The sequence below is a fragment of the Mycobacterium sp. KBS0706 genome (genome assembly GCF_005938675.2).
Taxonomy (GTDB): domain Bacteria; phylum Pseudomonadota; class Alphaproteobacteria; order DSM-16000; family Inquilinaceae; genus Inquilinus.
Map to the genome: position 1 here is coordinate 17213 of NZ_VCCH02000007.1, position 23150 is coordinate 40362.

Annotated in this window: 18 protein-coding genes; 4 read left to right on the top strand and 14 right to left on the bottom strand. The window is 69.7% G+C overall.

Going from position 1 to position 23150, the window contains the following annotated elements:
• Positions 1-12: 12 nt before the first annotated feature.
• From FFK22_RS05325 to FFK22_RS05350, 6 genes are all read right to left on the bottom strand, one after another.
• A complete protein-coding gene (locus FFK22_RS05325; RefSeq protein WP_138887499.1) occupies positions 13-1530 on the bottom strand; it encodes a phosphomannomutase/phosphoglucomutase in 1518 nt (505 codons plus the stop codon).
• Positions 1531-1697: 167 nt separating this feature from the next.
• Positions 1698-1973, bottom strand: coding sequence for an HU family DNA-binding protein (locus FFK22_RS05330; RefSeq protein ID WP_138887500.1), 276 nt, complete (start codon positions 1971-1973; stop codon positions 1698-1700).
• Between the two features lie 111 nt (positions 1974-2084).
• A complete protein-coding gene (locus FFK22_RS05335; protein WP_186002319.1) occupies positions 2085-2813 on the bottom strand; it encodes an ABC transporter ATP-binding protein in 729 nt (242 codons plus the stop codon).
• Positions 2810-3616 (bottom strand): ABC transporter permease, encoded by an 807-nt coding sequence (locus tag FFK22_RS05340; RefSeq protein ID WP_138887502.1) that lies wholly within the window; start codon positions 3614-3616, stop codon positions 2810-2812. Before FFK22_RS05340 ends, FFK22_RS05335 begins: the two co-directional genes overlap by 4 nt.
• A 48-nt stretch (positions 3617-3664) precedes the next feature.
• The gene (locus FFK22_RS05345) at positions 3665-5176 is read right to left on the bottom strand and encodes a hypothetical protein (RefSeq protein WP_138887503.1); all 1512 of its coding nucleotides are present in this window, start codon (positions 5174-5176) and stop codon (positions 3665-3667) included.
• Positions 5177-5298: 122 nt separating this feature from the next.
• Entirely contained in the window at positions 5299-6708 is a 1410-nt protein-coding gene (locus FFK22_RS05350) for a glycosyltransferase family 1 protein (RefSeq protein WP_221938405.1), read from the bottom strand.
• A gap of 306 nt (positions 6709-7014) precedes the next feature.
• On the opposite strand from FFK22_RS05350, the gene FFK22_RS05355 reads away from it, so the two are divergent.
• The 3 genes from FFK22_RS05355 to FFK22_RS05365 are packed head-to-tail and all read left to right on the top strand — an operon-like array spanning position 7015 to position 10573.
• Entirely contained in the window at positions 7015-8205 is a 1191-nt protein-coding gene (locus FFK22_RS05355; protein WP_138887504.1) for a polysaccharide biosynthesis/export family protein, read from the top strand.
• A gap of 20 nt (positions 8206-8225) precedes the next feature.
• Entirely contained in the window at positions 8226-9728 is a 1503-nt protein-coding gene (locus FFK22_RS05360) for an LTA synthase family protein (RefSeq protein WP_138887505.1), read from the top strand.
• A 35-nt stretch (positions 9729-9763) separates the two neighbouring features.
• A complete protein-coding gene (locus tag FFK22_RS05365; RefSeq protein ID WP_138887506.1) occupies positions 9764-10573 on the top strand; it encodes an alpha/beta fold hydrolase in 810 nt (269 codons plus the stop codon).
• A gap of 12 nt (positions 10574-10585) precedes the next feature.
• Here FFK22_RS05365 and FFK22_RS05370 read toward each other — a convergent pair whose 3' ends face one another.
• Positions 10586-11917 carry a glycosyltransferase family 1 protein gene (locus FFK22_RS05370; protein ID WP_138887507.1) on the bottom strand — a complete coding sequence of 444 codons (1332 nt, stop codon included), beginning with the start codon at positions 11915-11917 and terminating at the stop codon, positions 10586-10588.
• Between the two features lie 447 nt (positions 11918-12364).
• On the opposite strand from FFK22_RS05370, the gene FFK22_RS05375 reads away from it, so the two are divergent.
• A complete protein-coding gene (locus FFK22_RS05375) occupies positions 12365-15397 on the top strand; it encodes a glycoside hydrolase family 38 C-terminal domain-containing protein (RefSeq protein ID WP_138887508.1) in 3033 nt (1010 codons plus the stop codon).
• Positions 15398-15537: 140 nt separating this feature from the next.
• Here FFK22_RS05375 and FFK22_RS05380 read toward each other — a convergent pair whose 3' ends face one another.
• The 7 genes from FFK22_RS05380 to FFK22_RS05410 form a co-directional block, all read right to left on the bottom strand.
• On the bottom strand, positions 15538-15717 hold the full coding sequence (locus tag FFK22_RS05380) for a hypothetical protein (RefSeq protein WP_138887509.1): 180 nt from the start codon (positions 15715-15717) through the stop codon (positions 15538-15540).
• A 209-nt stretch (positions 15718-15926) separates the two neighbouring features.
• On the bottom strand, positions 15927-17447 hold the full coding sequence (locus FFK22_RS05385; protein WP_138887510.1) for a carboxypeptidase M32: 1521 nt from the start codon (positions 17445-17447) through the stop codon (positions 15927-15929).
• Positions 17437-18471 carry an ABC transporter ATP-binding protein gene (locus tag FFK22_RS44330; RefSeq protein ID WP_138887511.1) on the bottom strand — a complete coding sequence of 345 codons (1035 nt, stop codon included), beginning with the start codon at positions 18469-18471 and terminating at the stop codon, positions 17437-17439. Before FFK22_RS44330 ends, FFK22_RS05385 begins: the two co-directional genes overlap by 11 nt.
• Positions 18468-19457, bottom strand: coding sequence for an ABC transporter ATP-binding protein (locus FFK22_RS44335; RefSeq protein WP_138887512.1), 990 nt, complete (start codon positions 19455-19457; stop codon positions 18468-18470). The genes FFK22_RS44330 and FFK22_RS44335 overlap by 4 nt, the downstream gene beginning before the upstream one ends.
• Entirely contained in the window at positions 19454-20293 is an 840-nt protein-coding gene (locus tag FFK22_RS05400) for an ABC transporter permease (protein ID WP_138887513.1), read from the bottom strand. Before FFK22_RS05400 ends, FFK22_RS44335 begins: the two co-directional genes overlap by 4 nt.
• Positions 20290-21225 carry an ABC transporter permease gene (locus tag FFK22_RS05405; RefSeq protein ID WP_138887514.1) on the bottom strand — a complete coding sequence of 312 codons (936 nt, stop codon included), beginning with the start codon at positions 21223-21225 and terminating at the stop codon, positions 20290-20292. The genes FFK22_RS05400 and FFK22_RS05405 overlap by 4 nt, the downstream gene beginning before the upstream one ends.
• Positions 21226-21508: 283 nt before the next feature.
• A complete protein-coding gene (locus tag FFK22_RS05410) occupies positions 21509-23089 on the bottom strand; it encodes an ABC transporter substrate-binding protein (RefSeq protein WP_138887515.1) in 1581 nt (526 codons plus the stop codon).
• Positions 23090-23150 lie beyond the last annotated feature (61 nt).

Genomic DNA, 23150 nt, shown 5'->3' on the forward strand with positions numbered 1-23150 from the left:
AGGTCTTGGTCATTAGATGGTCTGATTGTAGGCGCCGACTTCGGGATTCTCACGCAGCACGCCGTCGACGGCCTTGAACATCTCGTGCAGCCGGTCCTTCGACACCGGGCTCTCGACCACCACCACCAGTTCCGGCTTGTTGGAGGAGGCGCGGACCAGCCCCCAGGTGCCGTCGTCGGTGGTCACCCGGATGCCGTTGACCGTGACCAGGTCGACGATGCGGTGGCCGCTCAGCCCACCATTGGCGGCGATCTCGCGGAAGCGCTTCTCGACCCGCTCGACCACCTCGTACTTCACCTCGTCGGCGCAATGCGGCGACATGGTCGGCGACCCCCAGGTCTGGGGCAGGGCGCGGTACAGATCGGCCATGCTCTTGCCCGGGTTGCGGTCCATCATCTCGCAGACGGCGATGGCGGTGACCAAGCCGTCGTCATAGCCGCGGCCGATTGGCGGGTTGAAGAAGAAGTGGCCGGATTTCTCGAAACCGGCCAGGGCGTTCAGATCGCGCACCCGGCGCTTGATGTAGGAATGGCCGGTCTTCCAGTAGTCGGTCTTGGCCCCCTGGGCCTGCAGCACCGGGTCGGCGGCGAACAGCCCGGTCGATTTGACGTCGACCACGAACTGGGCGCCAGGGTGGAGCGCCGACAGGTCGCGCGCCAGCATCACGCCGATCTTGTCGGCGAAGATCTCGTTCCCCTCATTGTCGACCACGCCGCAGCGGTCGCCGTCGCCGTCGAAGCCGAGGCCGAAATCGGCGCCGGTCTCGCGCACCTTGGCGGCGATGGCGTGCAGCATCTCCATGTCTTCGGGGTTGGGGTTGTAGTTCGGGAAGGTGTGGTCCAGCTCGACGTCGAGCGGGATCACCTCGAGGCCGATCGCCTCCAGCACCCGCGGCGCGAAGGCACCGGCGGTGCCGTTGCCGCAGGCGGCGACGACGCGCAGCTTGCGCTCGATCCTGCGGCCTTCGGTCAGCTCCTGGACATACTGCTCGGCGAAGCCTTCGACGAAGCGGTAGGCGCCGCCGGTGCGCGGCTCGAAGGCGCCGGACAGCACGATGTCGCGCAGCCGGCCCATCTCCTCCGGCCCGAAGGTGACCGGGCGGCTGCAGCCCATCTTCACCCCGGTCCAGCCATTGTCGTTGTGCGAGGCGGTGACCATGGCCACGGCCGGGACGTCGAGCGCGAACTGGGCGAAATAGGCCATCGGCGACACCGCCAGCCCGATGTCGTGCACGGTGCAGCCCGCCGCCATCAGACCCTGCGCCAGGGCGATCTTGATGGCCATGGAATAGCCGCGGAAGTCGTGGCCGACCACGACCTCGGGCTTGACCCCGGCCTCGTGCAGATAGGTGCCGAGGCCGAGCCCCAGCGCCTGCACGCCCATCAGGTTCAGCTCCGGCGGCTTGTCCGAGCCGGGATGGCCGAACCACCAGCGGGCGTCGTATTCGCGGAAGCCGGTCGGCTTGACCAGCGGCGTGGTCTCGAAGGCGTAGGTGTTCGGAACCAGCGACGCGGAAGGCTTGGGCAGCATCGGGAGATCCTCGGGGCGGCAGGAGGGGCAGGGGCAGGCAAGGAAAATCCGATCGCCGACCCGGCATTCCGGATCGGCGGCAATGGCGAAGGCATGCCCTCGCATCGGATCGATTGTTGATTTTTGCCGGGACCCGGCGGCGCGGCCGGGTCCCGGGGGCAACGCCCTTAAGCGTTGAGGGCTTCGCGCACCGGCTTGGACGGGCTGAACACCACCTTCTTCGAGGCGGCGATGGTGATCGGCGCACCGGTGGTCGGGTTGCGGCCCTCGCGCTCCGGCCGGATCGCGACCTTGAAGCGGCCGAATCCCGAGATCGAGACCTGGTCGCCGCGCGCGGCCGATTCGGTGATCGCCTGGAAGATGCTGGTGAGGATGCGCTTGGCCTTCACGCGCGACAGCTTGTGGTCCTGGGCCAGCTGTTCAATCAGCTCCGAGGTGTTCATCGACGATCCTCTAGATGGCAATGGGTGCCGTGCACCCGGTGGAAGGCATGGGGACGGCCCCATACCCGTGGCGCATGCTCGGACGAGCATGTCGGGACAGACGGGCGGACATCAGGGGAGCGGCACGGGCAGCTCGTCATCCTCATCCTCCTCGTCATCGATCGGCGGCTCGTCATCCACGGCGAAGTCATCGGCCTTGAAGGCCAGGATGGTGTCGCGCACCGAATCGTAGGTGGTCAGCCGGGCGTCGGACAGAATCGCCCCGGTGTCGGCGAAGCGGCGCAGCATCCGCGGCCGCTTGGTGGTGAAGACCAGCGTCGCCTCGCGCCGCCGGGCATCGACCAGCTGTTCGCACCAGTCGCGGAAGCCGGGCGGCCCGCCGATCACCGATTCGTCGGCGAGATAGATGTCGAAGGGCAGGGCGTAGGCGGTGGTGAACAGGAGGCGGCTGCGCTTGTCGCCGGTATAGGCCGAGAACGGCTTGTCGAGATCGGCGCCGATGCCGCTATGGGCCTCGACGAAGCGGATCACCTCGGTGGCATCGGCGCCGTAGATGCGGGCGGTGAACCAGACATTCTCGCGCCCGGTCATGGTGCTGACGAAGGGGCCGGCGGTGCCGACCAGGAACGACACCCGCCCCTGGCGCAGCACCCGGCCGGAATCCGGCGGGATGGAGCCGGCGATCAGGCGGATCAGGGTCGACTTCCCGGCGCCGCGCCGGCCCAGGATGCCGACGGTCCGGCCGGATTCGAACACGGCGTTCAGCTCGTCGAGCACCAGCTTGCTATGGCCGCTGCCATGCGACCTGTAGCGCTTGGTGACGCGGTCCAGCACGATCATTTCGCGGCCATCCGGCGGCGCCGCGTCGCCCGCTCCAGGATCAGGCCGAGGAAGACCGAGCCCAGGGCCCAGGACAGCAGATAGGTCTTGTCCAGGCACTCCGTCGGATAGGTCAGGTAGAAGCCGGTGCGGAACCATTCCACGCCGTGCAGCACCGGGTTCCAGACCAGCCAGTCGCGGATCTGCGTCGGCATGTAGTCGGGCACGTAGAACACGGCGCTGAGGAACAGGAGCGACCGGCCGAACACGCCGTAGACCACCGCCCACAGCCGGAAGAAGGCGCCGATCACGCCGTTGACGATGCCGACGCCGATCGCCGTGATCGTGATCACCAGGAAGGCGGAAACCACCTTCAGCGGCTGGATCGGCGACGCCTCCGGCACCCCCATGACGATGTGGATGAAGCTGAACAGCAGGATCGCCACGACCGCGAGCTGCAGCGTCTCCAGGAAGGCGCGGGCCAGCAGCAGATCCAGCGGCTTCACCAGCGGCACGCCCTTGCTCAGCCCGCCGCCGCGCAGCGCCGTCATTGCCTTGGAGGAGATGTGCATGAAGACGAAGTAGGGGATCATGCCGGTGCCGAGAAACAGCAGCATGCTGGTGCCGAAATCCGCCTGCCGGCCGATGGCGGAGAACACCGCCATCATCATCGACAGCTGCAGCATCGGCTCGAGCATCTCGAGCAGATAGCTGAGGCGCGAATGCTTGGCATGCATCCGCATCTCGCGCAGCATCAGCGACACCACGACCCGGATCTGGACCGCCAGGGCCGTGCCGAAGCCGGGCCGCGCCAGCGCGGTCATGACGCGGCTCCGGACAGGCGGGCGATCATCGGCGTCATGCGGTCCGCCTCAGATCATGTGGTCGCGCACGGAATGCACCGTGAGCATGGTGATGGCCCAGGCCACGAAGGCGATCAGGAACACGATCAGCACGTCCTCGTATCGCTCCGGATACAGCGCGTACTCGGCCAGCTGCGGCTCGACATAGGGCATCAGATAGGTGCGGTCGGACATGGCGCTGCTGCGCACCTGGTCCAGCGCCGTCAGCATGTTCTGGTAGCTCTGCTGCGCGAATTGCAGCTCCAGCCGGATGTCCTCGTAGTCGGACAGCGTCGCGGCATAGCCCTCCTGGGACGGCTTGTCACCGCCCGCCGGGGCGGTGGCGCCGGCGCCGAGCTCGCCCTCGATCTTGCCCAGCTGGTCCCGGGTCGCGGCGATGTTGTTCTTCAGCACCTTGATGGTCGGCGCGTCCGGCGACATGTGGGTCGACAGCGAGGTGAGCTGCGCCTCCATCTGCGCCAGGTTGGTGCGCAGCTGCAGCGACAGGCTCAGGGTCGACGAGGCGCTGGTCGACAGGTCCGGGGTCTGCTGCACGTTGCGGAACGTGCGCAGCTTGGCGGTGATCTCGCGCAGCCGGTCCTCGGCATTCTTGACGTCGCGCTCGGCGAAGCGGATCGAATCCTCGCGGGAGCGCTCGGCGATGCGGTTGACCAGATCCTCGCTGGAGGCGATCAGCGCCTTGGCGACGCGCAGCGACTCCTCGGCCGTGAAGGCCCGGACCTGGACGATCGAGATGCCGGTCGACACGTCGAAGCTGGCGTCGACCCGGTTCTGCCAGTACTCCACCAGCTTCTCGACCGGCACGGTGGGGTCGAGCCGGGCCAGGTAGTCGGCGTCCTTGTTGCTGTAGATCGCGCGCAGATCGACGGTCTTCAGCAGGTCGGTCACCGCCTCGCGGCTGGTGATGTAGTCGGCGACGATGAAGTTGTCGCTGAAGGCCGACAGCCGGGCCGACTGGCCCAGCGCGGCGCCGACCAGGTCGGTGGTCGCCGACGAGGCTGAGGCGTTCGACGACTTCACCGCGAAGCGGAACTCGGAGACGTACTGGGCGCTGGCGAAATAGAGATAGTAGGCGCCGCCCAGCGCGGTCGGCAGCACCACCATCAGCAGCAGCGACAGCCAGAACCCGGCCGACAGCCTGGCCTTGCGGTTGGGCAGCCGCAGCGTCTCGGTCTGGCTGTCGAAGCGGCGCTCGAGCGGGTTGCGCCGGGCCGTCGGCGGCGGCGCCGAGCGCACCGCCGGCACGTCGCGGAAGCCGGTCACCAGCTCATCCCCCTGCCGCCGCCTGCTGGGCAGCGAGGTGACCGTGGCATCGGCCGGAACCGCCTTGGCCTCAGGCGGCGCTTCCGCCTCAGGATCGGGCGAATCCCCGCCGCGGCGGGCCGTCATCCGTGCCCGGGCGGCGCGCAACTCGGCGATGGTCCGCCGCGATGCCTGCGCGTCCTGGGATTCGGGGACCGAAGCCTGCTGGTCCGGCTGTTCGGAGAGATCTTCCGAGGGATTGTCCGGTGTCTTGCCCAAGCCTTACCTCTCTCCAGAGTCGGGGCGGCTACGCTTCCGTTCGCTGCACCGCAGCATAGCAGACGGGACGCATCGAGGAAACCTGCGAAACCACCAAACCTTTTTACAACGCTGCGGATTCTTCAGCGAAACCTTTGATCGGCATCCGCCAGAACCGGCGTCCCGGCCGCGGCCTCTGCCGCAGCTGAGGCCGCGGCCGATGCTCCGGCCGGCAGCAGTCGCCGGTACATCTCGCCCAGCCGGGCGCGGTAGCGTTCCGGCGAATACAGGGCGGCCTGCCGGGCGCCGCGCTGCGCCAGATCGCCGCGCAGCTCGGCGTTGTCGTCGAGGGCGCGGATCGCGTCGGCCAGCGCGTAGGTATCGTAGGGGTCGACCAGCAGCGCCGCGTCGCCGGCCACCTCCGGCAGCGCGCCTTCGGTCGAGGCCAGCACCGGCGTGCCCAGACGCATCGCCTCCAGCACCGGCAGGCCGAAGCCTTCGTACAGCGACGGGAAGGTCACCGCCTTGGCGCCGCGGATCAGGCTGACCAGCAGCGGGAAGGGGGCGTAGTCGATGCGGTGGACCCGGTTGCGGGTGAAGGTCAGGGTGTCGACCTGCTCCAGGTAGCGGATCGACGAATCGTTCAAGAGCTTCAGCTCCTGGTCGGTCTTCCAGGCCAGCTTGCCGATGATCACCAGCGGGGTCTTGATCTGGCTGGCGAGGTAGCTCTCGATCAGCCGGCCGATGTTCTTCTTCGGTTCGATCGCGCCGAAATACAGCAGGTAGCCCTTGTAGGTCAGGTTGAAGGTGCCCTCGACCTCGCGCTTGACCGCCTCCTCAGGCTTCTCGGCGTATTTCGCCGGGATGTCGACCGCCTGGTAGGTGTTGGTGATGCGCTCCTCGGGGTAGCCGAACAGGTCGACGATGTCGCGCTTCGAGGTCTCCGACACCGTGACGATGTGGTCGGCCTTGCGCAGCAGCATCCGGGTCAGCCGGTGGTAGCGCCGCTTGTTGTCGAGCGTGGTGTAGGGCAGCCGCAGCGGCACCAGGTCGTGGATGGTGTAGATGTTGCGGGCGCCGGCCATGCGCAGCGGCAGCGGATAGGTCCAGTGCATCAGCTGCGGCGTGTCGCGCAGCGTCACCGTCATCCGGTTGCGGTAGATCGCGAAATGCCGGTAGGCACGGCTCCACAGGTCCGCCACCGAGCTGATCTGGTCGTAATACGGCATCCGCGACCGGTAGGTCCTGGCGATCACCTTGCCGGTGATCGGCACCGGCTTGGCCCGCACCCCCGCCGGCGAATGGATCAGCTCGTTGACGTAGCGCAGGAACTCCAGCCAGCGCGGCGCCTCGCCGACATTGCTTGGGTCGAAGAAGGCGATCTCGCGCAGCAGCTGCTGGGTGCTGGGCGCCGCCCTGCCGCCATACAGCACCTCGGTGCGGTAGCCGAGATTGTGCAGCTCGTAGCTCAGGTTGCGGGCATAGGTGGCCACCCCGGTGCCGGTTTCGAGGCCGAGATTGTAGCCGTCGATCATGATGGTTTGAGACGTCACGGCGTGGTCCTGCTGTCCTGCGACTCGAAGCGAAGGCTCCGGGCACCCCGATGGCGGCGCGCTGTATCGCAACACAGCGACGACCGCACCGCCATCAGAGATTTGGCGTGCCCCTATAGATATAAAACCTAAAACGGTCCACGAAAACCGAAATTTGAGGTTTGCAACCCTGGATCCCGCGCCGCGCCTTGGTTTCGAGACTCAAATGTGAAAATGTGAGTGCACGTAACGGTGGCTATCGCGTTCGAAACCTGATATGCACCCAAGCATTCGCGCTACGGCGCACAGCTGAGAGACGACGGATCCATGACCTTGCGACTGGCTTGGCTCATTCCCGCCGTTCTCGCGCTCCCCGCCTGTGGCGAGCTGCCGAGCAACGGTCCCCTGGCCGGCCAGATCCTGGCGTCGGGCGAAAAGGCGTCGGCGGCGGAGATGGCCAAAGAGGTCGACACCCGCTACGCCATCGTCGATCTCAACGAGACCACGATCGCGGCGTTCAGCCGCGCCCCGCGGCCCAGCCTGATGCAGCGCTTCGGCGACAGCGCACCGGCGCCTTCGCAGCAGATCGGCGTCGGCGACACCGTCTCGGTGTCGATCTGGGAAGCGGGCACCGGCCTGTTCGCCGCCGGCGGCGGCGGCGCCGTGGCCCCGACCGGCGCCGACGGCGCGCACAGCGTCACCTTGCCGCCCCAGGTCGTCGACCAGCGCGGCAACATCTCCGTGCCCTATGCGGCGACGCCGATCCGCGCGATCGGCCGCACCCCGACCCAGGTCGCCGATGCGATCGAGAAGTCGCTGACCAGCCAGGCCAGCCAGCCGCAGGTGATCGTCACGGTGCCGGAATCCAGCTCCGCCTCGGCCTCGGTGCTGGGCGACCAGACCGGCGCGGCGCGGGTGCCGCTCAACATCCGGGGCGAAAGGCTGCTCGACGTCGTCGCCCAGGGCGGCGGCATCCGGTCGCAGCCGGCCGAGACCTTCATCACCCTGACCCGGGCGGGGGCGTCGGAGACGGTCGGGCTTCCGACCATCCTGCAGAACCCGACCGAGAACATCTACATCCAGCCCGACGACACCATCTACATCACCCGCCGGCCGCAGACCTACACGGCACTCGGCGCGGTCAGCAGCTCCGGCGAGCTGCCGATCGACCAGGATCCGTTCACCCTGGCCCAGGCGGTGGGCCGGTCCGGCGGGCTGGCGCCGAACGCCGCCGACGCCAGCGCCGTCTTCATCTTCCGCTTCGAATCACGGCCGGTGTTCCAGTCGATGCGGCCGACCTCGCCGCTGCTGGCCTCGCGGCAGCCGGTGCCGGTGGTCTACCGGCTCAGCTTCGAGGATCCGCGCGGCTTCTTCTACGCCCAGCAGTTCCCGGTGCGCCCCCGTGACCTGGTCTATGTCGGCACCGCGTCCTCGGTCGAGTTCCTGAAGTTCCTGTCGGTGGTGCGCGGGGCGATCTCGGTCGGCACTCCGGCGACCACGGTGGTGTCGGGCGGCTGAGACCTGGGGGAGGCGGCGCCATGCCGGTCGTGCCCGAGCTGATCGGCCTGGCCGGCGGCGCCGTCGCCTGGGAGGCGGTGGACGCCCTGGCCCGGCCGCGACGGGGAATCTTCGGCGGCAGCCGCGCCGCCATCCCCGGCCGGGCGATCGTGTTCCTGCTGCTGCTCGGCGCCTGGCTCGGCCTGTTCGGCCGCTTCTGGTTCGCGCTGGTCGCCAGCCTGGTCACCCTCGCCATCCTGGTCGCGATCTCGAACGCCAAGCGGCGCAGCCTCTACGAGCCGCTGGTGTTCTCGGACTTCGCCTTCATCCTGCCGATGCTGCGCCACCCGAGCCTGTTCTATATCGAGCGGCGCGAAGGCCTGGCCCTGATCGGCATCACGGCGCTGCTGGTCGCGGTGATCGCGGCCTGGGTGGGGCTGGAGCCGCGCAGCATTCCGGTGCCGGCGCAGCTGGCGCTGCTGGCGGCCGAGGCGGCGCTGCTCGGGCTCGCGGCCGCTGTCTTTCCGTGGCCGAAGGCGTTGACCTTCGCCGATCCCCACGACCCGCGCGACACAGTTCGGCGCTTCGGCGTGGCGCTGTCGCTGCCGACCGCCTGGCTGCGCTGGCGGGGCGAGGGGCGTCGGCCGCTGCCGGCGCCGCCGGCGGCAGGCCTGCGCCAGGACGTCGATGCCGTGATCGTGGTGCAGTCCGAATCCTTCATGGATCTGCGCCGCATCGGCATCGCGACGGCGCTGCCGGAATTCGACCGGCTCAAGCCCCGCGCGCTGGCGCATGGCCTGCTCGAGGTGCCGTGCTTCGGCGCCTACACGCTGCGGCCGGAGATTTCGGCGATCACCGGCCTCGGTGCCGAAGAGCAATCCTTCGACGGGCTGCACCCCTATCTGCGGCCGCAGCGCTACGCCCCGGCCTCGCTGGCGGCGGCGCTGAAGCTCGAAGGCTGGCGCACCGTCTTCCTGCATCCCTATGACGAAAGCTTCTTCCGGCGCCGCGAGGCGATCCCGGCCCTCGGCTTCGATCGCTTCATCTGCCGGCGCGACCTGCCCGAGGCCGAACGCAGCGGCATCTACATCTCCGATGCCGCGGTGGCCGGGGTGATCGAGGACGAGCTGCGGCGGGCCCGGACGGACGGGCTCAGGCTGTTCCTGGTCTGCGTCACCATGGAGGCGCACGATCCCTTCCGCCCGGGCCGGGTGCCGGGCAAGGACGAGCCGCTGCAGCAATACCTGCACCATATCGGCCATGCCGACACGATGCTGGCCCGGCTGACGGCCCATTTCGACGCTGCGGCGGAGCGGGTGCTGCTGGCCTTCTACGGCGATCACGCGCCGGTGCTGAAGGAAGTCGATCCGGAGCGCGAGCGCCGCACCGATTTCATGATCCTGGACTGCGGCCGCGCCGCGCCTGCCGGCGGCGGGCATGCCCCGGTGCAATGGCGGCCGGAGCAGATCAACCGCTACATCCGCTCCTGGCTGGCCAAAGGTGCCATCGAGGCGGATCTGCAAAGGAACCGAGAGCGGGCCTGATCCGTCATAGGGACAGCAGCTTCAGGGGAATGCCCATGCTGACTCTCGATCGGCGCTTCGCCTTCCGCGGCCAGAGCGTGGCCTGGGGCGTGATCGGCGACGGGCCGCCGGTGGTCCTGGTGCACGGCACGCCGTTCTCGTCCCAGGTCTGGCGCCGGATCGCACCGCTGGCGGCCACCCGGCGGCGGGTCTACCTCTTCGACCTGCTGGGCTATGGCCAGTCGGAGCAGCGCGACGGCCAGGACGTGTCCCCGGCCGTGCAGACGGTGCTGTTCGCCGCCCTGCTGCGCGAATGGGGGCTGGAGCAGCCGGAGGTGCTGGCCCATGACTTCGGTGGCATGACCGCGCTGCGGGCCCATTATCTCGAAGGCTGCCGCTACCGGCGCCTGACCCTGGTCGATCCGGTGGCGCTGCCGCCCTCCGGCTCGCCCTTCTTCCTTCATGTCGCCAAGCATGAGCAGGCCTTCGCCGGGCTGCCGGACTATGCCCATGACGCGCTGCTGCGGGTCTATCTCCAGGGCGCGGCGCGCAATCCGCTGACCGGGGAGGCGATGGCGATTCACATGCGTCCCTGGCAGGGCGAGGTCGGGCGCCCGGCCTTCTACCGCCAGATCGCGCAGATGCACGACCGCTATCTCGAGGAGGTCGAGCCGTCCTACGGCCCGATGCCCTGGCCGGTCGAGATCCTGTGGGGCGAGGAGGATGCCTGGATCCCGATCGCCCAGGGCGAGCGCCTGGCAGCAAAGCTGACCGGCGGCGCGCTGACCCGCGTCCCGGCGTCCGGCCACCTCATGCAGGAGGACGCGCCCGAGGCGATCGTCGCGGCCCTGTTCCGCGGGATGTGAGCGTCCAGCGCCTCAGCAGATGGCGTATTTGCGCCGGACATCTTCGACGACGTCGTCGAAGATGTTGAAGTGCCGGTCCCAGGTCGGGGCCTTGAAGCGCGCCAGCCGAGCCATCTGCGCCTGGCGGCGCGGCGAGTTCGGCTGGGCGTATTCGAGGATCATCTCCATCCAGCCGGGGCCGTCCAGCGGGTCGAGATATTCCGGGATGCCGCTGCCCAACTCGTGGAACACCGGCAGGTCGGAGCAGATCACCGGCACCGAGCAGGCCAGGCCCTCGACCAGCGGCAGGCCGTAGCCCTCGGCGAAGGACGGGAACAGCACGGCGCGGGCGCCGATCATCAGCCGGTGCAGCACCGCGTCGGGCACGCGGCCACATTCGATGACATGATCCGAGATCTGGTCGCAGCGCTCGATCATGTCGATGACATTCTCGTTTTCCCAGCCACGGCGGCCGACGATCAGCAGCTTCGGCGCGGCCGCGCCCAGCTTCTGCACCAAGGCGCGCCAGACCTGCAGCATGAACAGGTGGTTCTTGCGCGGCTCGATGGTGCCGATGATCAGGAAATAGGGCTCGCTCTCCAGGTCGTTGAGCTTCTGCGGCGCGAAGCGGCGGTCGACCCCGAGCGGCGCGACGAAGACGTCGTCCATGCTGCCATGGTGGCTCTGCACATGCTTCAGCAGGTCGCGCTTGGTCTGCTGCGAATTGACGATGGTGGCGGCGGCGGTGGTCGAGATCGCCTCGATTCGGGCAACGTGCCGCGCGGCGTAGCCGGGGCGGACATATTCCGGATGGTCGATCGGGATCAGGTCGTGCACCAAGTAGATCGGCGCCAGCTTGCGGCGCGTCACCAGGCGCTGCAGCGTCGCCGGCTGGTGCAGCCCCTCATGCGAGACGTTGACGTAGATCGCCTGCCGCCGCCGGGCGCTGATGCTGATCATGCGCGACAGCAGCCCGCGGGCGCCGAGCAGGGCGTCCATGCCGAGCTGCAGCAAGGGGGCCGAAGGCCGCGGCGCGGGGGCCGGCATGGTCGCCGAGTGGCCGTTGCCGAACTGCTCCGCCGGCACGCCGATGAAGCGGGCGATCCGCTCCGCGTCGTTGCCGCGGATGCGGTGGGCGCCGAAGCTCCAGCGCTCCCACCGGCTGGCGACGAACTGGGCGAAGGCGGGGGTTGAAAGCTGCCAGTAGCGCGAGCGCCAGCGGGCGATGAACTGAACCTCGCCCGGATAGCGGTCGAGCAGGTGCCGGCCATAGGTCAGCTCCACCCGGTCGACGCCGGTCGGCGTTGCGCTGCCGGCCCGGCGTACCAATCGGGTCGCGTCGAACAGGATCTGGTCCTGAGCCATACGTCCTGCTCCTTTGCAAGCTGTCGTCCGGCCGCCGGGGCCCGGCGGCACGGTCTTCAGGGGGAAACGCCGTCCGAACCGAACCCTGTCGGGACGTTGCGCTCCCCCTGGTCCGCCGGTGTCCGGATCGTGGGATCCTGTCCGGCGGCACGACGGTGTTGCGGCGACCGCCTGTGCATGAACCCGAAACCAAGTCCGGGTAAGCTATCATCAGTGCCGACGAAACAGGAAACCTTTTTTGCATCGCAAAACAATCGCTAAGGAGAGCATTAAAATCTGTAAAATCCAAGCGAACCGAACCCCTCTGGCGAGGCTTCATCCATGGGCCGATTTTGTCACGGCCCCGTGCCCGCGGCGGCGGAATGCGGTAACTAGGAGGCGAATCGTGTCTCCCCAGGTCCCGCAGGCGGCATCGCCGTCCCGTCCTTGCCCATCGGAGAGATCGGAATGAGCCTGTCCATCGCCCAGCGCCTGCATCGCCTGGACGCCCGCATTGCAGAGATCCTGTGCTGGCGTGAGCGGGCGATCGAGCCGATCGAGCCGTGGCGCTGCGACGGCCGGCCCCTGTCGCTGGGCGACCCCTGGCCGCACACGGAAGGCGTCCTGGCCTTCACTGCCGAGGCCGAGGTTCCGTCCGCCTGGCCGCTGGACGAGACCAGGCTTCATCTCGACGTCGGCGGCGAAAGCCTGCTGACCCTGCATGAGGACGGCGCCGGGCTGACCCGCTTCGGCCTCGATATCAATCACCGCGAATTCCCGCTGCGCGCCCGCCGGATCCGGATCGAGACCGAGAGCGTGCCGCGCCTGCCCTTCGGCCAGCCGGTGCGCCACCCGCGGCTCGCCGAGGCCCGGCTGGTCTGGGTCGACCCGGCGGTGCACCGGCTGGCGCTGCTGCTGCGCCAGGTGTGGGAGACGGCGCTGGCGCTGCAGGAGCACGAGGCGGTGCCGCATCTGCTGACCGCAGCCGAGGCGGCGCTGCGCTCGCTCGACTGGCCGTCGGCGACCGGCGCCTATATCGCCCGCACCGCGCCGCTGCCGCAGCAACAGGCGATCTGGCGCCTGCCCGAGCTCGACCGGCAGCCGCCGGCGCTGGGCGAGGCCGAGCGGGCCTCGGTGGTCGCCGCGCATGACGGGCTGGTGGCGGCGCTGCGCGGGCTGAAGCAGCGCTTTCCGCCGCAGGGCCGGCTGGCCATCACCGGCCACGCCCATATCGACCTGGCCTGGCTGTGGCCCTATGCCGAGACAAGGCGCAAGGCCCGCCGCACCTTCCACACCGCGCTGCGGCTGATGGAGCAATTCCCCGGCTTCGTCTTCAACCAGTCGACCGCCGCCTATTACGCCCAGGTCGAGGCCGACGACCCCGACCTGTTCGCCCAGGTCCGCGAGCGGGCGGCGGAGGGCCGCTGGGAGACGATCGGCGGGCTGTGGGTCGAGCCCGACACCAACATGCCGACCGGCGAGGCCCTGGTGCGCCAGGCGCTGTACGGCCAACGCTACTTCGAGCGGACCTTCGGCCGCCGTCACACCGTGTGCTGGCTGCCCGACTGCTTCGGCTTCTCGCCCGCTTTGCCACAGATCCTGCGCCAGGGCGGCATGGACAGCTTCTTCACCATCAAGGTGAACTGGTCGGAGACCAACCGCTTCCCGCACGACCTGTTCCATTGGGAAGGCCTCGATGGCAGCCGGGTCCTGGCCCACACCTTCGACAACCCGATCCAGGGCTACAACGGCACCATCCGGGCCGATTGCGTGCTGCCGACCTGGCGCAACTTCCGGGGCAAGACGGCGCATGACGAAAGCCTGCTCGCCATCGGCTTCGGCGACGGCGGCGGCGGGGTGACGCCGGAGATGCTGGAGCGCCAGGCCCAGTTGACGGATTTCCCGGCGCTGCCGGAGCTGCGCCCGGCCCGGGTCGAGGATTTCTTCGGCCGAATCCACGAGCGGGCGGCGGAGCTGCCGGTCTGGCTCGGCGAGATCTATCTCGAGCTGCACCGCGGTACCCTGACCAGCCAGGGCCGCACCAAGCGGCTGAACCGCCAGGCCGAGCGGGCGCTGATCGCGGCCGAGGTCGCCGGCAGCCTGGCCACGCTGCTTGGCGGCCCCAGCTTCGGCAGCCTGGAGCCGGCTTGGCGCGGCCTGTTGAAAAACCAGTTCCACGACATCCTGCCCGGCTCCAGCATCCGCGAGGTCTATGAGGATGCGGAGCGCGAGCTGGCGGCGGCCCGCGACGCCGGCCTCGACCGCCAGGCCGAGGCGCTGGCGGCGATCGCCGCGGCCCTGCCGGCGGGCGGCACCGCCGACGCGCTGGTGGTGGTGAACCCCGACCTGTCGCCGCGCCCGCTGCGGCTGGAGCTGGAGGGTGAGGCCCTCGTGCCGGACCTGACGGTGCCGCCGCTCGGCATCGTCGTGCTCGACCGGGCGGCGCTGCAGCCGGCGCCCGGGCTGTCGGCGGGGTGGTCGACCACGGGCAGCCATCTCGAGAACCGGTTCCTGCGGGCCGAGATCGGCGCCGACGGCACCATCACCCGCCTGCTGCACAAGCCGACCGGCCGCGACGCGCTGGCCGGGCGCGGCAACCAGCTGTGGCTGTACCCGGCCGACAAGCCGCGCAGCTGGGATGCCTGGGACATCGAGGCGGATTACGACCGCCAGGGCTTCGAGCTGACCGGGCTGGAGTCATCGGAGCTGGTCGAGGACGGGCCGGACCGGGCGGCGCTGCGGCTGGTGCGCCGCTTCCGCGATTCGACCGTCACCCAGACCCTGACGCTGTGGGCGAACTCGCCGCGGCTCGACATCCACACCCGGCTCGACTGGCACGAGCGGCGGGTGCTGCTGCGCGCTCTGGTGCCGGTGGCGGTGCGGGCGGAACAGGCCAGTTTCGAATGCGCCTTTGGCGTGGTGCGGCGGCCGACCCACCGCAACACCTCCTGGGACCAGGCCAAATTCGAGGTGCCGGGTCACCGCTTCGCCGACCTGTCGGAGCCGGGTTTCGGCGTCGCCCTGCTGAACGACGGGAAATATGGCCACAGCGCGCTCGGCAATGTGCTGGGCCTCAGCCTGGTGCGAGCGCCGATCTATCCCGACCTGCTGGCCGATGAGGGCGTGCAGGAGTTCACCTACGCGATCCTGCCGCATGCGGGCGACTGGCATGAGGGCGGGGTGCGCGAGGCGGCAGAGGATCTGAACCAGCCGCTGCTGGCGCTGCCGGCGCGCAACCTGGCAGCCGGGCTGCACGCGCCGCTGATGGTCTCCGGCATCAAGGCCGGGCTGGCCGCGCTGAAGCCGGCGGAGGAGGGCGGCGGGCTGGTGCTGCGCCTCTACGAACCGGCCGGCGCCCGCGGGCCGCTGTCGATCACCATGCCGGAGGGCTGGCGCCTGGGCGAGGCGGTGTCGCTGCTGGAGGAGCCGGCGGAGCGCGACAAGGCGCACGACCTGGAGCCGTTCGAGCTGCGCAGCTGGCGGCTGCTGCCAGGGCGCTGACGGGGAAGGCGGGGCGCCCGGCCCGGGTCATGTCCTTGGGGGAGGCCGGGCCGGGCACGGCGCCGGCTGCTGACGGGCGGCGCGACCGCGCTCCGGCCACGGTCGGCCCGGTCTGTCCACTTACCGATCGGCAAGGCGGCTCAGTGCCGCTCCTTCACCTTCTTCACCGAGCGGCGATCCTCGCCCGCACCGGCGGTGCCGGGGTTGAAGGAGGGTGGATCGCTCGCATCCATGCTCTCGGCCGAGGCCTCGTCGACCTTCCGGCTGGCCGCCTTCCGGTCCTTCGGCTGCTCGTCGATGGGCTTGCGGGGCGTCGTCATGCTGGCCTCCACGCTGTTCCTGAACGGAACGGCAGCGGCCGGACCGCAGTTCCGCCGGCAACGGCCGAAAATAGGGGGGCCGGCAACCCTGGATGGTCGGCTCGCTTCGGTTCAAGCTGAGTCCCAGGTGCCACTCCTCGATCACGGCGCCCGGCCCGGCCCGAAGCCTCCCCCACCACGCTTCGGGCCGGACTCTTTTCTGCCAGTCGTCAGGCCGCGTCGGCGATCGGGTACTTGGCCTCCACAGTGGCGAGGTAGGGCTCGGGATCGAGGCCGCGCCCGGTGGCCGCCTGCAGGATCTCCTCCGGCGTGCGCGACCGGCCATGTCGGTGCACCGCGTGGTTCAGCCACAGCCGCAGCGGCGCGTAGTCGCCGGCCTCCAGTCCGGCCGCCACCGCCGGGTCGCGCTCCGCCGCCGCGAACAGCTGCGCCGCCATCACATTGCCCAGCGTGTAGGTCGGGAAAGAGCCGACATAGCCGGTCGACCAGTGCACGTCCTGCAGCACGCCGCGGGCGTCGTCGGGCACCTCGAGGCCGAGATCGGAGCGCATCCGATCGGCCCAGGCGGCGGGCAGGTCGGCGATGGCCAGGTCGCCGGCGATCACCGCGGCCTCCAGCTCGACCCGCAGCATGATGTGCAGGTCATAGGTCAGCTCGTCCGCCTCGACCCTGATCAGCCCGGGCCGCACCTGGTTGACAGCGCGCCAGAACTCCGCGGCCGAGACATCGGCCAGCTGCTCCGGGAAGGCATCGCGCAGCAGCCCGAAATTCAGCTCCCAGAAGCGGCGCGACCGGCCAACCCGGTTCTCCAGCAGCCGCGACTGGGATTCGTGCATGCCGAAGCTGGCGCCGCCGACGGCGTAGAGGTTGACGATGTCGGTGGCGAGCGCCGACCGGCCGATCTCCGGGTCGATGCCCTGCTCGTACATCCCGTGCCCGGCCTCGTGCAGCGCCGCGAACAGCCCGGCTGGCAGGTAATTCGGCCGATAGCGCGCGGTGATGCGGACATCGTCGCGGGTGAAGGAGATCTCGAATGGGTGCACCGTCTCGTCCAGCCGGCCATGGGCGTAGTCGAAGCCGACCCGCTCGGTCAGCGCCCGCGCGAAAGCCTTTTGCCGGTCCACCGGATAGTCGCGGTCCAGGAAGTCGCGCCGCGGCGGCGGCCGGTCCAGCACCCGCTGCATCAGCGGCACCAGGCGGGCGCGCAGCGTGGCGAAGATCGGCCGCAGCCGGGCCAGGGTCATGCCCGGCTCGTATTGCGCCACCAGCGCGTCATAGGGGTAATCGGACCAGCCCAGCGCATCGGCGATCCGGCGCTGCAGCGTGAAGCTGCGCTCGAGATACGGGCGGAAGGCCGGGAAGTCGGAGCGCGCCCGCGCCGCGGCCCAGGCCGCTTGCGCCTCGGTTTTCAGCAGCGCCGCCTCATGCAGCAGCGGCGCGGGGATGCGGTCCAGCGCGGCGACGCCGTCCTGCATCGCGGCCACGGCGCGGCGGCGCCGGCTGTCCGCCGGCTCGCCGGCCACCTCGTCGCGGGCGGCCGCAAGGGCGTCGCGCATCGCCGGGCCGGTCGCGATCTGCCGGGCCAGCGCCGTCAGCGTCGCGATCTGCCGGCCGCGGGCCGCGACACCGCCGGCCGGCATCTGGGTGCGGGAATCCCAGACCAGCAGGTTGACGGCGTTCAGCACGTCGTTCAGCCGGCCGGATTCCTCAGCGAAGCGGTCATAGCCCATGGGCGGCTTCCTTGTGCGGCAGCGGCGCGGCGGCGGGCAGCGGCGCCCGGTCCAGCAGGTGGCAGGCGGCGGTGCCGGTCTCGGTCTGGCGCGGCAGCGGCGCTTCGATCCGGCAGCGGTCGAAGGCGTGCGGGCAGCGCGGGTGGAACGGGCAGCCGGAGGGCAGGTCGACCGGGCTGGGCAACTCGCCCCGCGCCGCCGGCACGCGGTGACGCCGGGCGGGATCCAGGTCCGGCGCCGCCGCCAGCAGCGCCTGGGTGTAGGGATGCCGCGGCGCCGCGAACAGCGCCTCGGTGTCGCCGGTCTCGACGATGCCGCCGAGATACATCACCGCCACCCGGTGCGACAGGTGACGCACCAGCCGCAGATCATGCGCCACGAACAGCACCGTCAGGCCCAGGCGCTGCTGCAGCTCCAGCAGCAGGTTCACCACCTGGGCCTGGACCGAGACGTCGAGGGCGGAGACCAGCTCGTCCGCGATCAGGCATTCCGGCTCCACCGACAGCGCCCGGGCGATGCCGATGCGCTGGCGCTGGCCGCCGGAGAATTCATGCGGGTAGCGGTCCGCCGCCTCGCGCGGCAGCCGCACCAGGTCCAAGAGCTCGGCGATGCGGGTGGGAATCTCCGCCTTCGGCCGCATCCGGTGCACCGACAGCGCCTCGGCCAGGGTCTGGCGCACCGTCATGCGCGGGTTCAGCGAGCCGCGCGGGTCCTGGAACACCATCTGCACCCGGCGGTTGAAGGCGCGGCGCTGCGCCCCCTCCAGGGCCCGGATGTCGACGCCGTCATAGCGCAGGGTGCCCTCGTCCGGCTCGATCAGCCGGACGATGCAGCGGGCCAGGGTCGACTTGCCGCTGCCGGATTCGCCGACGATGCCCAGCGTCTCGCCGCGCTTGACCGACAGGTCTATGCCGTTCAGGGCGTGCACCGCCGGGTGGGGGCGCCGGCGCAGCGCGTCGGCCACCGTGCGCTCCAGCCGGAAGCGCTTGGTCAGCCCGGCGATCTCCAGGATCGGCGCGCTCATGCCGCACCCCGGGCTTCGGCGACTCGCGCGCTCTCGAAGCAGGCCACGGCAGCGTCCGGCCCCACCGGCTCCAGCGCCGGCCGCTCGGCCCGGCAGCGCGGCGTGGCGAAGGCGCAGCGCGGGGCGAAGGCGCAGCCGGGCGGCCGCTCGGTCAGGGGCGGCGGCGCGCCCTCGATCGAGCGCAGCGGCAGCCGCGGCCCGCCGCCGCGCGGCACCGAGCCGAGCAGCCCGAGCGTATAGGCGTGGCGCGGCCGCTCGAACACGGCGGCGACCGGCCCGGTCTCCACCACCCGGCCGGCATACATCACCGCCATGCGGTCGCAGCTCTGCGCCACCACGCCGAGGTCGTGAGTCACCAGGATCACGCTCATCCCCAGCCGGTCGCGCAGCTGCAGCAGCAGGGTCAGGATCTGGTCCTGGATGGTGACGTCCAGCGCCGTCGTCGGCTCGTCCGCCAGCAGCAGCTTCGGCTCCGAGGCGAGCGCGATGGCGATCATCGCCCGCTGCCGCATGCCGCCGGAGAACTGGTGCGGATAGTCGTCGAGCCGCCGGGCGGCGGCCGGGATGCCGACCAGGTCCAGGAGCTCGCGCGCCCGGTCGCGTCGCGCCCGCCGGCCGAGACCGGTGTGCGTCCGCAGGCTCTCATCGATCTGCAGCCCGATCGGCAGCACCGGGTTCAGTGCCGTCATCGGCTCCTGGAAGATCATGGCGATCTCGCCGCCGCGCACCCGGCGCAGCGCCTGCTCCGGCAACGCCATCAGGTCGCGGCCCTGCCACAGCACCTGGCCGCCGACCCGGCCGGGCGGCCGCACCAGCCCCAGCACGGCGCGCAGGGTGACGCTCTTCCCCGAGCCGGATTCGCCGACCAGCCCCAGCACCTCGCCGGCGCGCAAATCCAGGTCGACCCCGGCGACCGCCGCAGCCTCGCCCCCGCTGGCCGGAAAGGTCGCGGTCAGGCCGCGGATCGACAGCACCGTGTCAGTCATGACTCAGGCCGCAGCAGGTCGGCGACGCCGTCGCCCAGCAGGCTGAAGCCGAAGCCGGTGAGGACGATGGCGACGCCGGGGAAGATGGTGATCCACCAGGCCTGGGACATGAAGTTCTTGCCGTCGGCGATCAACAGGCCCCATTCCGCGGCGGGCGGCTGGGCGCCGAGGCCGAGATAGCCGAGGCTCGCGCCCAGCAGGATCGAGAGCGCCATGTCGGTCATCCAGTACACCAGCACCGGCGAGAGGGTGTTGGGCAGCAGGTGGCGCAGGATGATGCGGGCATCGCCATAGCCCATCACCTTGCCGGCGGCGGCATAGTCCAGCCGGTTCTGCACCTTGATCTCGGCGGCGATCAGCCGGGCGTAGAACACCCAGCCGACGGCGCCGACCGCGATGTACATGTTGAACAGCCCGGGCCCCAGCACGGCGACGATGGCGATCACCAGCACCAGGAAGGGGAAGGTGATGACCACATCGACGATGCGGCCGAAGATCGGCTCCCAGATCCCGCCGTAATAGCCGACCAGCGCCCCGACCGCGGTGCCGAAGACCACCGGGAACAGGGTGGTGAACAACGCGATCTGCATGTCCAGGCGATAGGCCCAGATCACCCGGCTCAGGATGTCGCGGCCGAAATTGTCGGTGCCGAAGGGGTGGGCCCGGCCCGGCGGCTGCAGCAGGGCGCGATAGTCGAAGGCGGTGGGGTCGTAGGGCGCCACGAGGTGGGGCGCGATCGCCAGGATCAGGCTGGCCCCGACGATCAGCAGGCCGGCAATCAGGGCTGCGGAGGGACGCCGCCGGGCGCGGGCCGGGGCCAGGCCGACCGCGGTCACGACTTCACCCGCGGGTCGAGCGCCGCCTGCACCAGGTCGGTCGCCAGGAACACCAACGACACCAGCACCGCCATCGCCAGGGTCAGGCCCTGCACCACGGGGTAGTCGCGGCCATAGATGCTGTCGATCATCAGCCGGCCGGCGCCGGGGATGGCGAACACCGTCTCGGTGATCACGGCGCCGCCGATCAGCGTGCCGACCGACAGGCCAAACAGGGTGACGGTCGAGATCAGGGCGTTGCGCAGCACGTGCCGGCCCAGCACCAGCCGCGGCGCCAGGCCCTTGGACCGGGCGAAGTCGACATATTCCGCGCCCAGCACCTCGATGATCGAGGCGCGCAGGTTGCGCATCAGCACGGCGGACAGGCTCAGCGCCAGGGTGAGGGCCGGCAGGAACAGGTGCCAGGCGCGGTCGGCCCAGTCGTCGCCATAGCCGCCGACCGGGAACCAGCGCAGCCCGGCGGCGAACACGGTCAGCAGCACCAGGCCGAGATAGAAGATCGGCATCGACAGCCCGACCTGGAAGGCGCCGCGGATGGCGGTGTCGGCCGCCCGCCCGCGCCGCATCGCGGCGGCGAAGGCCAGCGGCACCGCCATCAGCAGGGCCAGCAGGGCGGCAAAGCCGGTCAGCGCCAGGGTGACCGGCATCCGCTCCAGGATCAGGCGCATCACCGGCACCTTGAGATGGATCGAGGTGCCGAGATCGCCCTGGGCGATCCGCTCGACGAACAGCAGGAACTGCATCGGGATCGACCGGTCGAGGCCGAGCTGGGCGTTCAGCCGCGCCACGTCGGCATCGGTCGCCTTGTCACCGAGCATGGCGCTGGTCGGGTCGCCGGGCAGCAGCCGGACCAGCACGAAGATCACCACCAGGACGAAGAACAGCGTCGGGACCAGCTGGATCAGCCGCTTGGCCACGTGGTTCAGATTCACCGGCGGGCCTCCTGTCCTTGCGGCCAGCCGGCGGGGCCTCGCTCTCTGTCAGTGCCGCCCTTACGAGTCCCCCCTCCCCTTGCGGGAGGGGGGTAGGGGGAGGGGGCTGTCGATCGAAGAGGGGTGGCGTTGCAGGACTGGAGCGTGTCGAGAACCGATTCCTTGCCCGATGATCGGGGCGAGAGGCACGAACCCCCGCCCCCTAGCCCCCTCCCGCGAGGGGAGGGGGGACTCAAGAAACCGGAAGGTTCAGCCATGAGGCGGCTCGATCGACGCATCCGCATCACTTCGTCAGATACGCCCCGGCGAAGATATTGTTGCCGAGCGGGATCTGGACGAAACCCTGCACGTTCTTGCGCAGCGCCACCGGATAGGGCGTCTCATACAGGTACAGGATCGGACCGGACTCGGTGTAGATCTTCTGGATCTGGGCGTATTGGTCGGCCCGCTTCTTGGCGTCGCTCTCCTTCTGCGAGGCCTCGAACAGCTTGTCGACCTGGTCGTTCTTCCAGCCCGAATGCAGCGCCTCGATCACCGGCGAATAGGCGAAGTAGGAGGTGATCTCGCTCGGGTCGTTCAGGTCGTCGGTCCAGGCAGCCATCCGCATCGAGAAGTTGCCCTTGCGGTAGCGGTCGGTCAGGGTCGCGTTGTCGACCTGCTCGATCTCCAGCTTCACCCCGATCGCCGCCCACATCTGCTGCACCGCGGCGCCGATGCCGAGCTGGTCCTGGTTGCCCGGCAGCGCCATGATCTTGGTGCTGAAACCGTCGCCGAAACCGGCCTCCTGCAGCAACTGCTTGGCCTTGGCGGGGTCGACCGGATACAGCGGCGTGTCGCCGGTGTGATACAGCGTCGCCGACGACATGAACGAGGTCTGCGGCTTGCCGACGCCATGGGTGACGATCTGGATGATCGCATCCTTGTCGACGGCATAGTTCAGCGCCTGCCGCACCTTCTCGTTCGCCAGCGGGTTGTCGCTGCCGTCGGCCAGCTTCGGCCGGACATTCATAGTGATATACTGCACCCGGGTCGACGGGTAGAGCTGCATCTGCAGGTCGGCATCGGCCTTCAGCTCGGCGACCCGCGCGTAGGGGATGAACTCGGCGCCGTCCAGCTCGCCCGATTGCAGCTTCAGGATGCGGGTGGCGTCGTCCGGGATGATCTCGAAATCGACGGCGTCGAGATAGGGCAGCGGCTTTCCGTCCTCGCCCTGCTTCCAGTAGTAGGGATTGCGCACGATCCGCATCGACGACCCGCGCTCCCACTTGTCGAACTTGAAGGGGCCGGAGCCGACCGGGTGCTCGGCGAAGGCGTGCGCCTTCTCGTCGTCGGTGGCGCCCGGCGTCGCCTCGAAGGCGGCCTGCGGCAGGATCGCGGTGTTGAAGGTCGACAGCGCGGCGATCAGCGCCGGGTCCGGGTGCTGCAGCTTCAGCACCACCGTCTTCGGGTCCTGGACCACGATATCGCCGATCGAGGCGATCAGGTTATTCCAGATGCCGTTCTTCGGGTTGCGCGCCCGGTCCAGCGACCATTTCACGTCCTCGGCCGTGATCGGCTTGCCGTCCGAGAACTTGGTGCCCTCGCGCAGGGTCAGGGTGACCGACATCCCGTCATCGGACACCGTCCAGGCCGTAGCCAGGCCCGGCTCCACCGACATCCCGTCGGCCGATGGCTGCAGCAGCGTGTCGTAGAGATTGGTCAGGATCCAGATGTCGACATTGGCGTCGTTCAGCACCGGGTCCAGGAACAGGCTGTCGGCATAGCGGCCGTACCGCATCTCGCCGCCGCGCTCGACCGCCAGCGCGCCCGCGCTCGTCCCTGCCAGCAAAACCGCCGCCACGGCTGCCTTCAGCAGCATCCTCATCGCGACCTCCACTGTTGATTGAAGCCCCTCCCGGGTCGCCATGTGTTCTGGCGTATTAGAA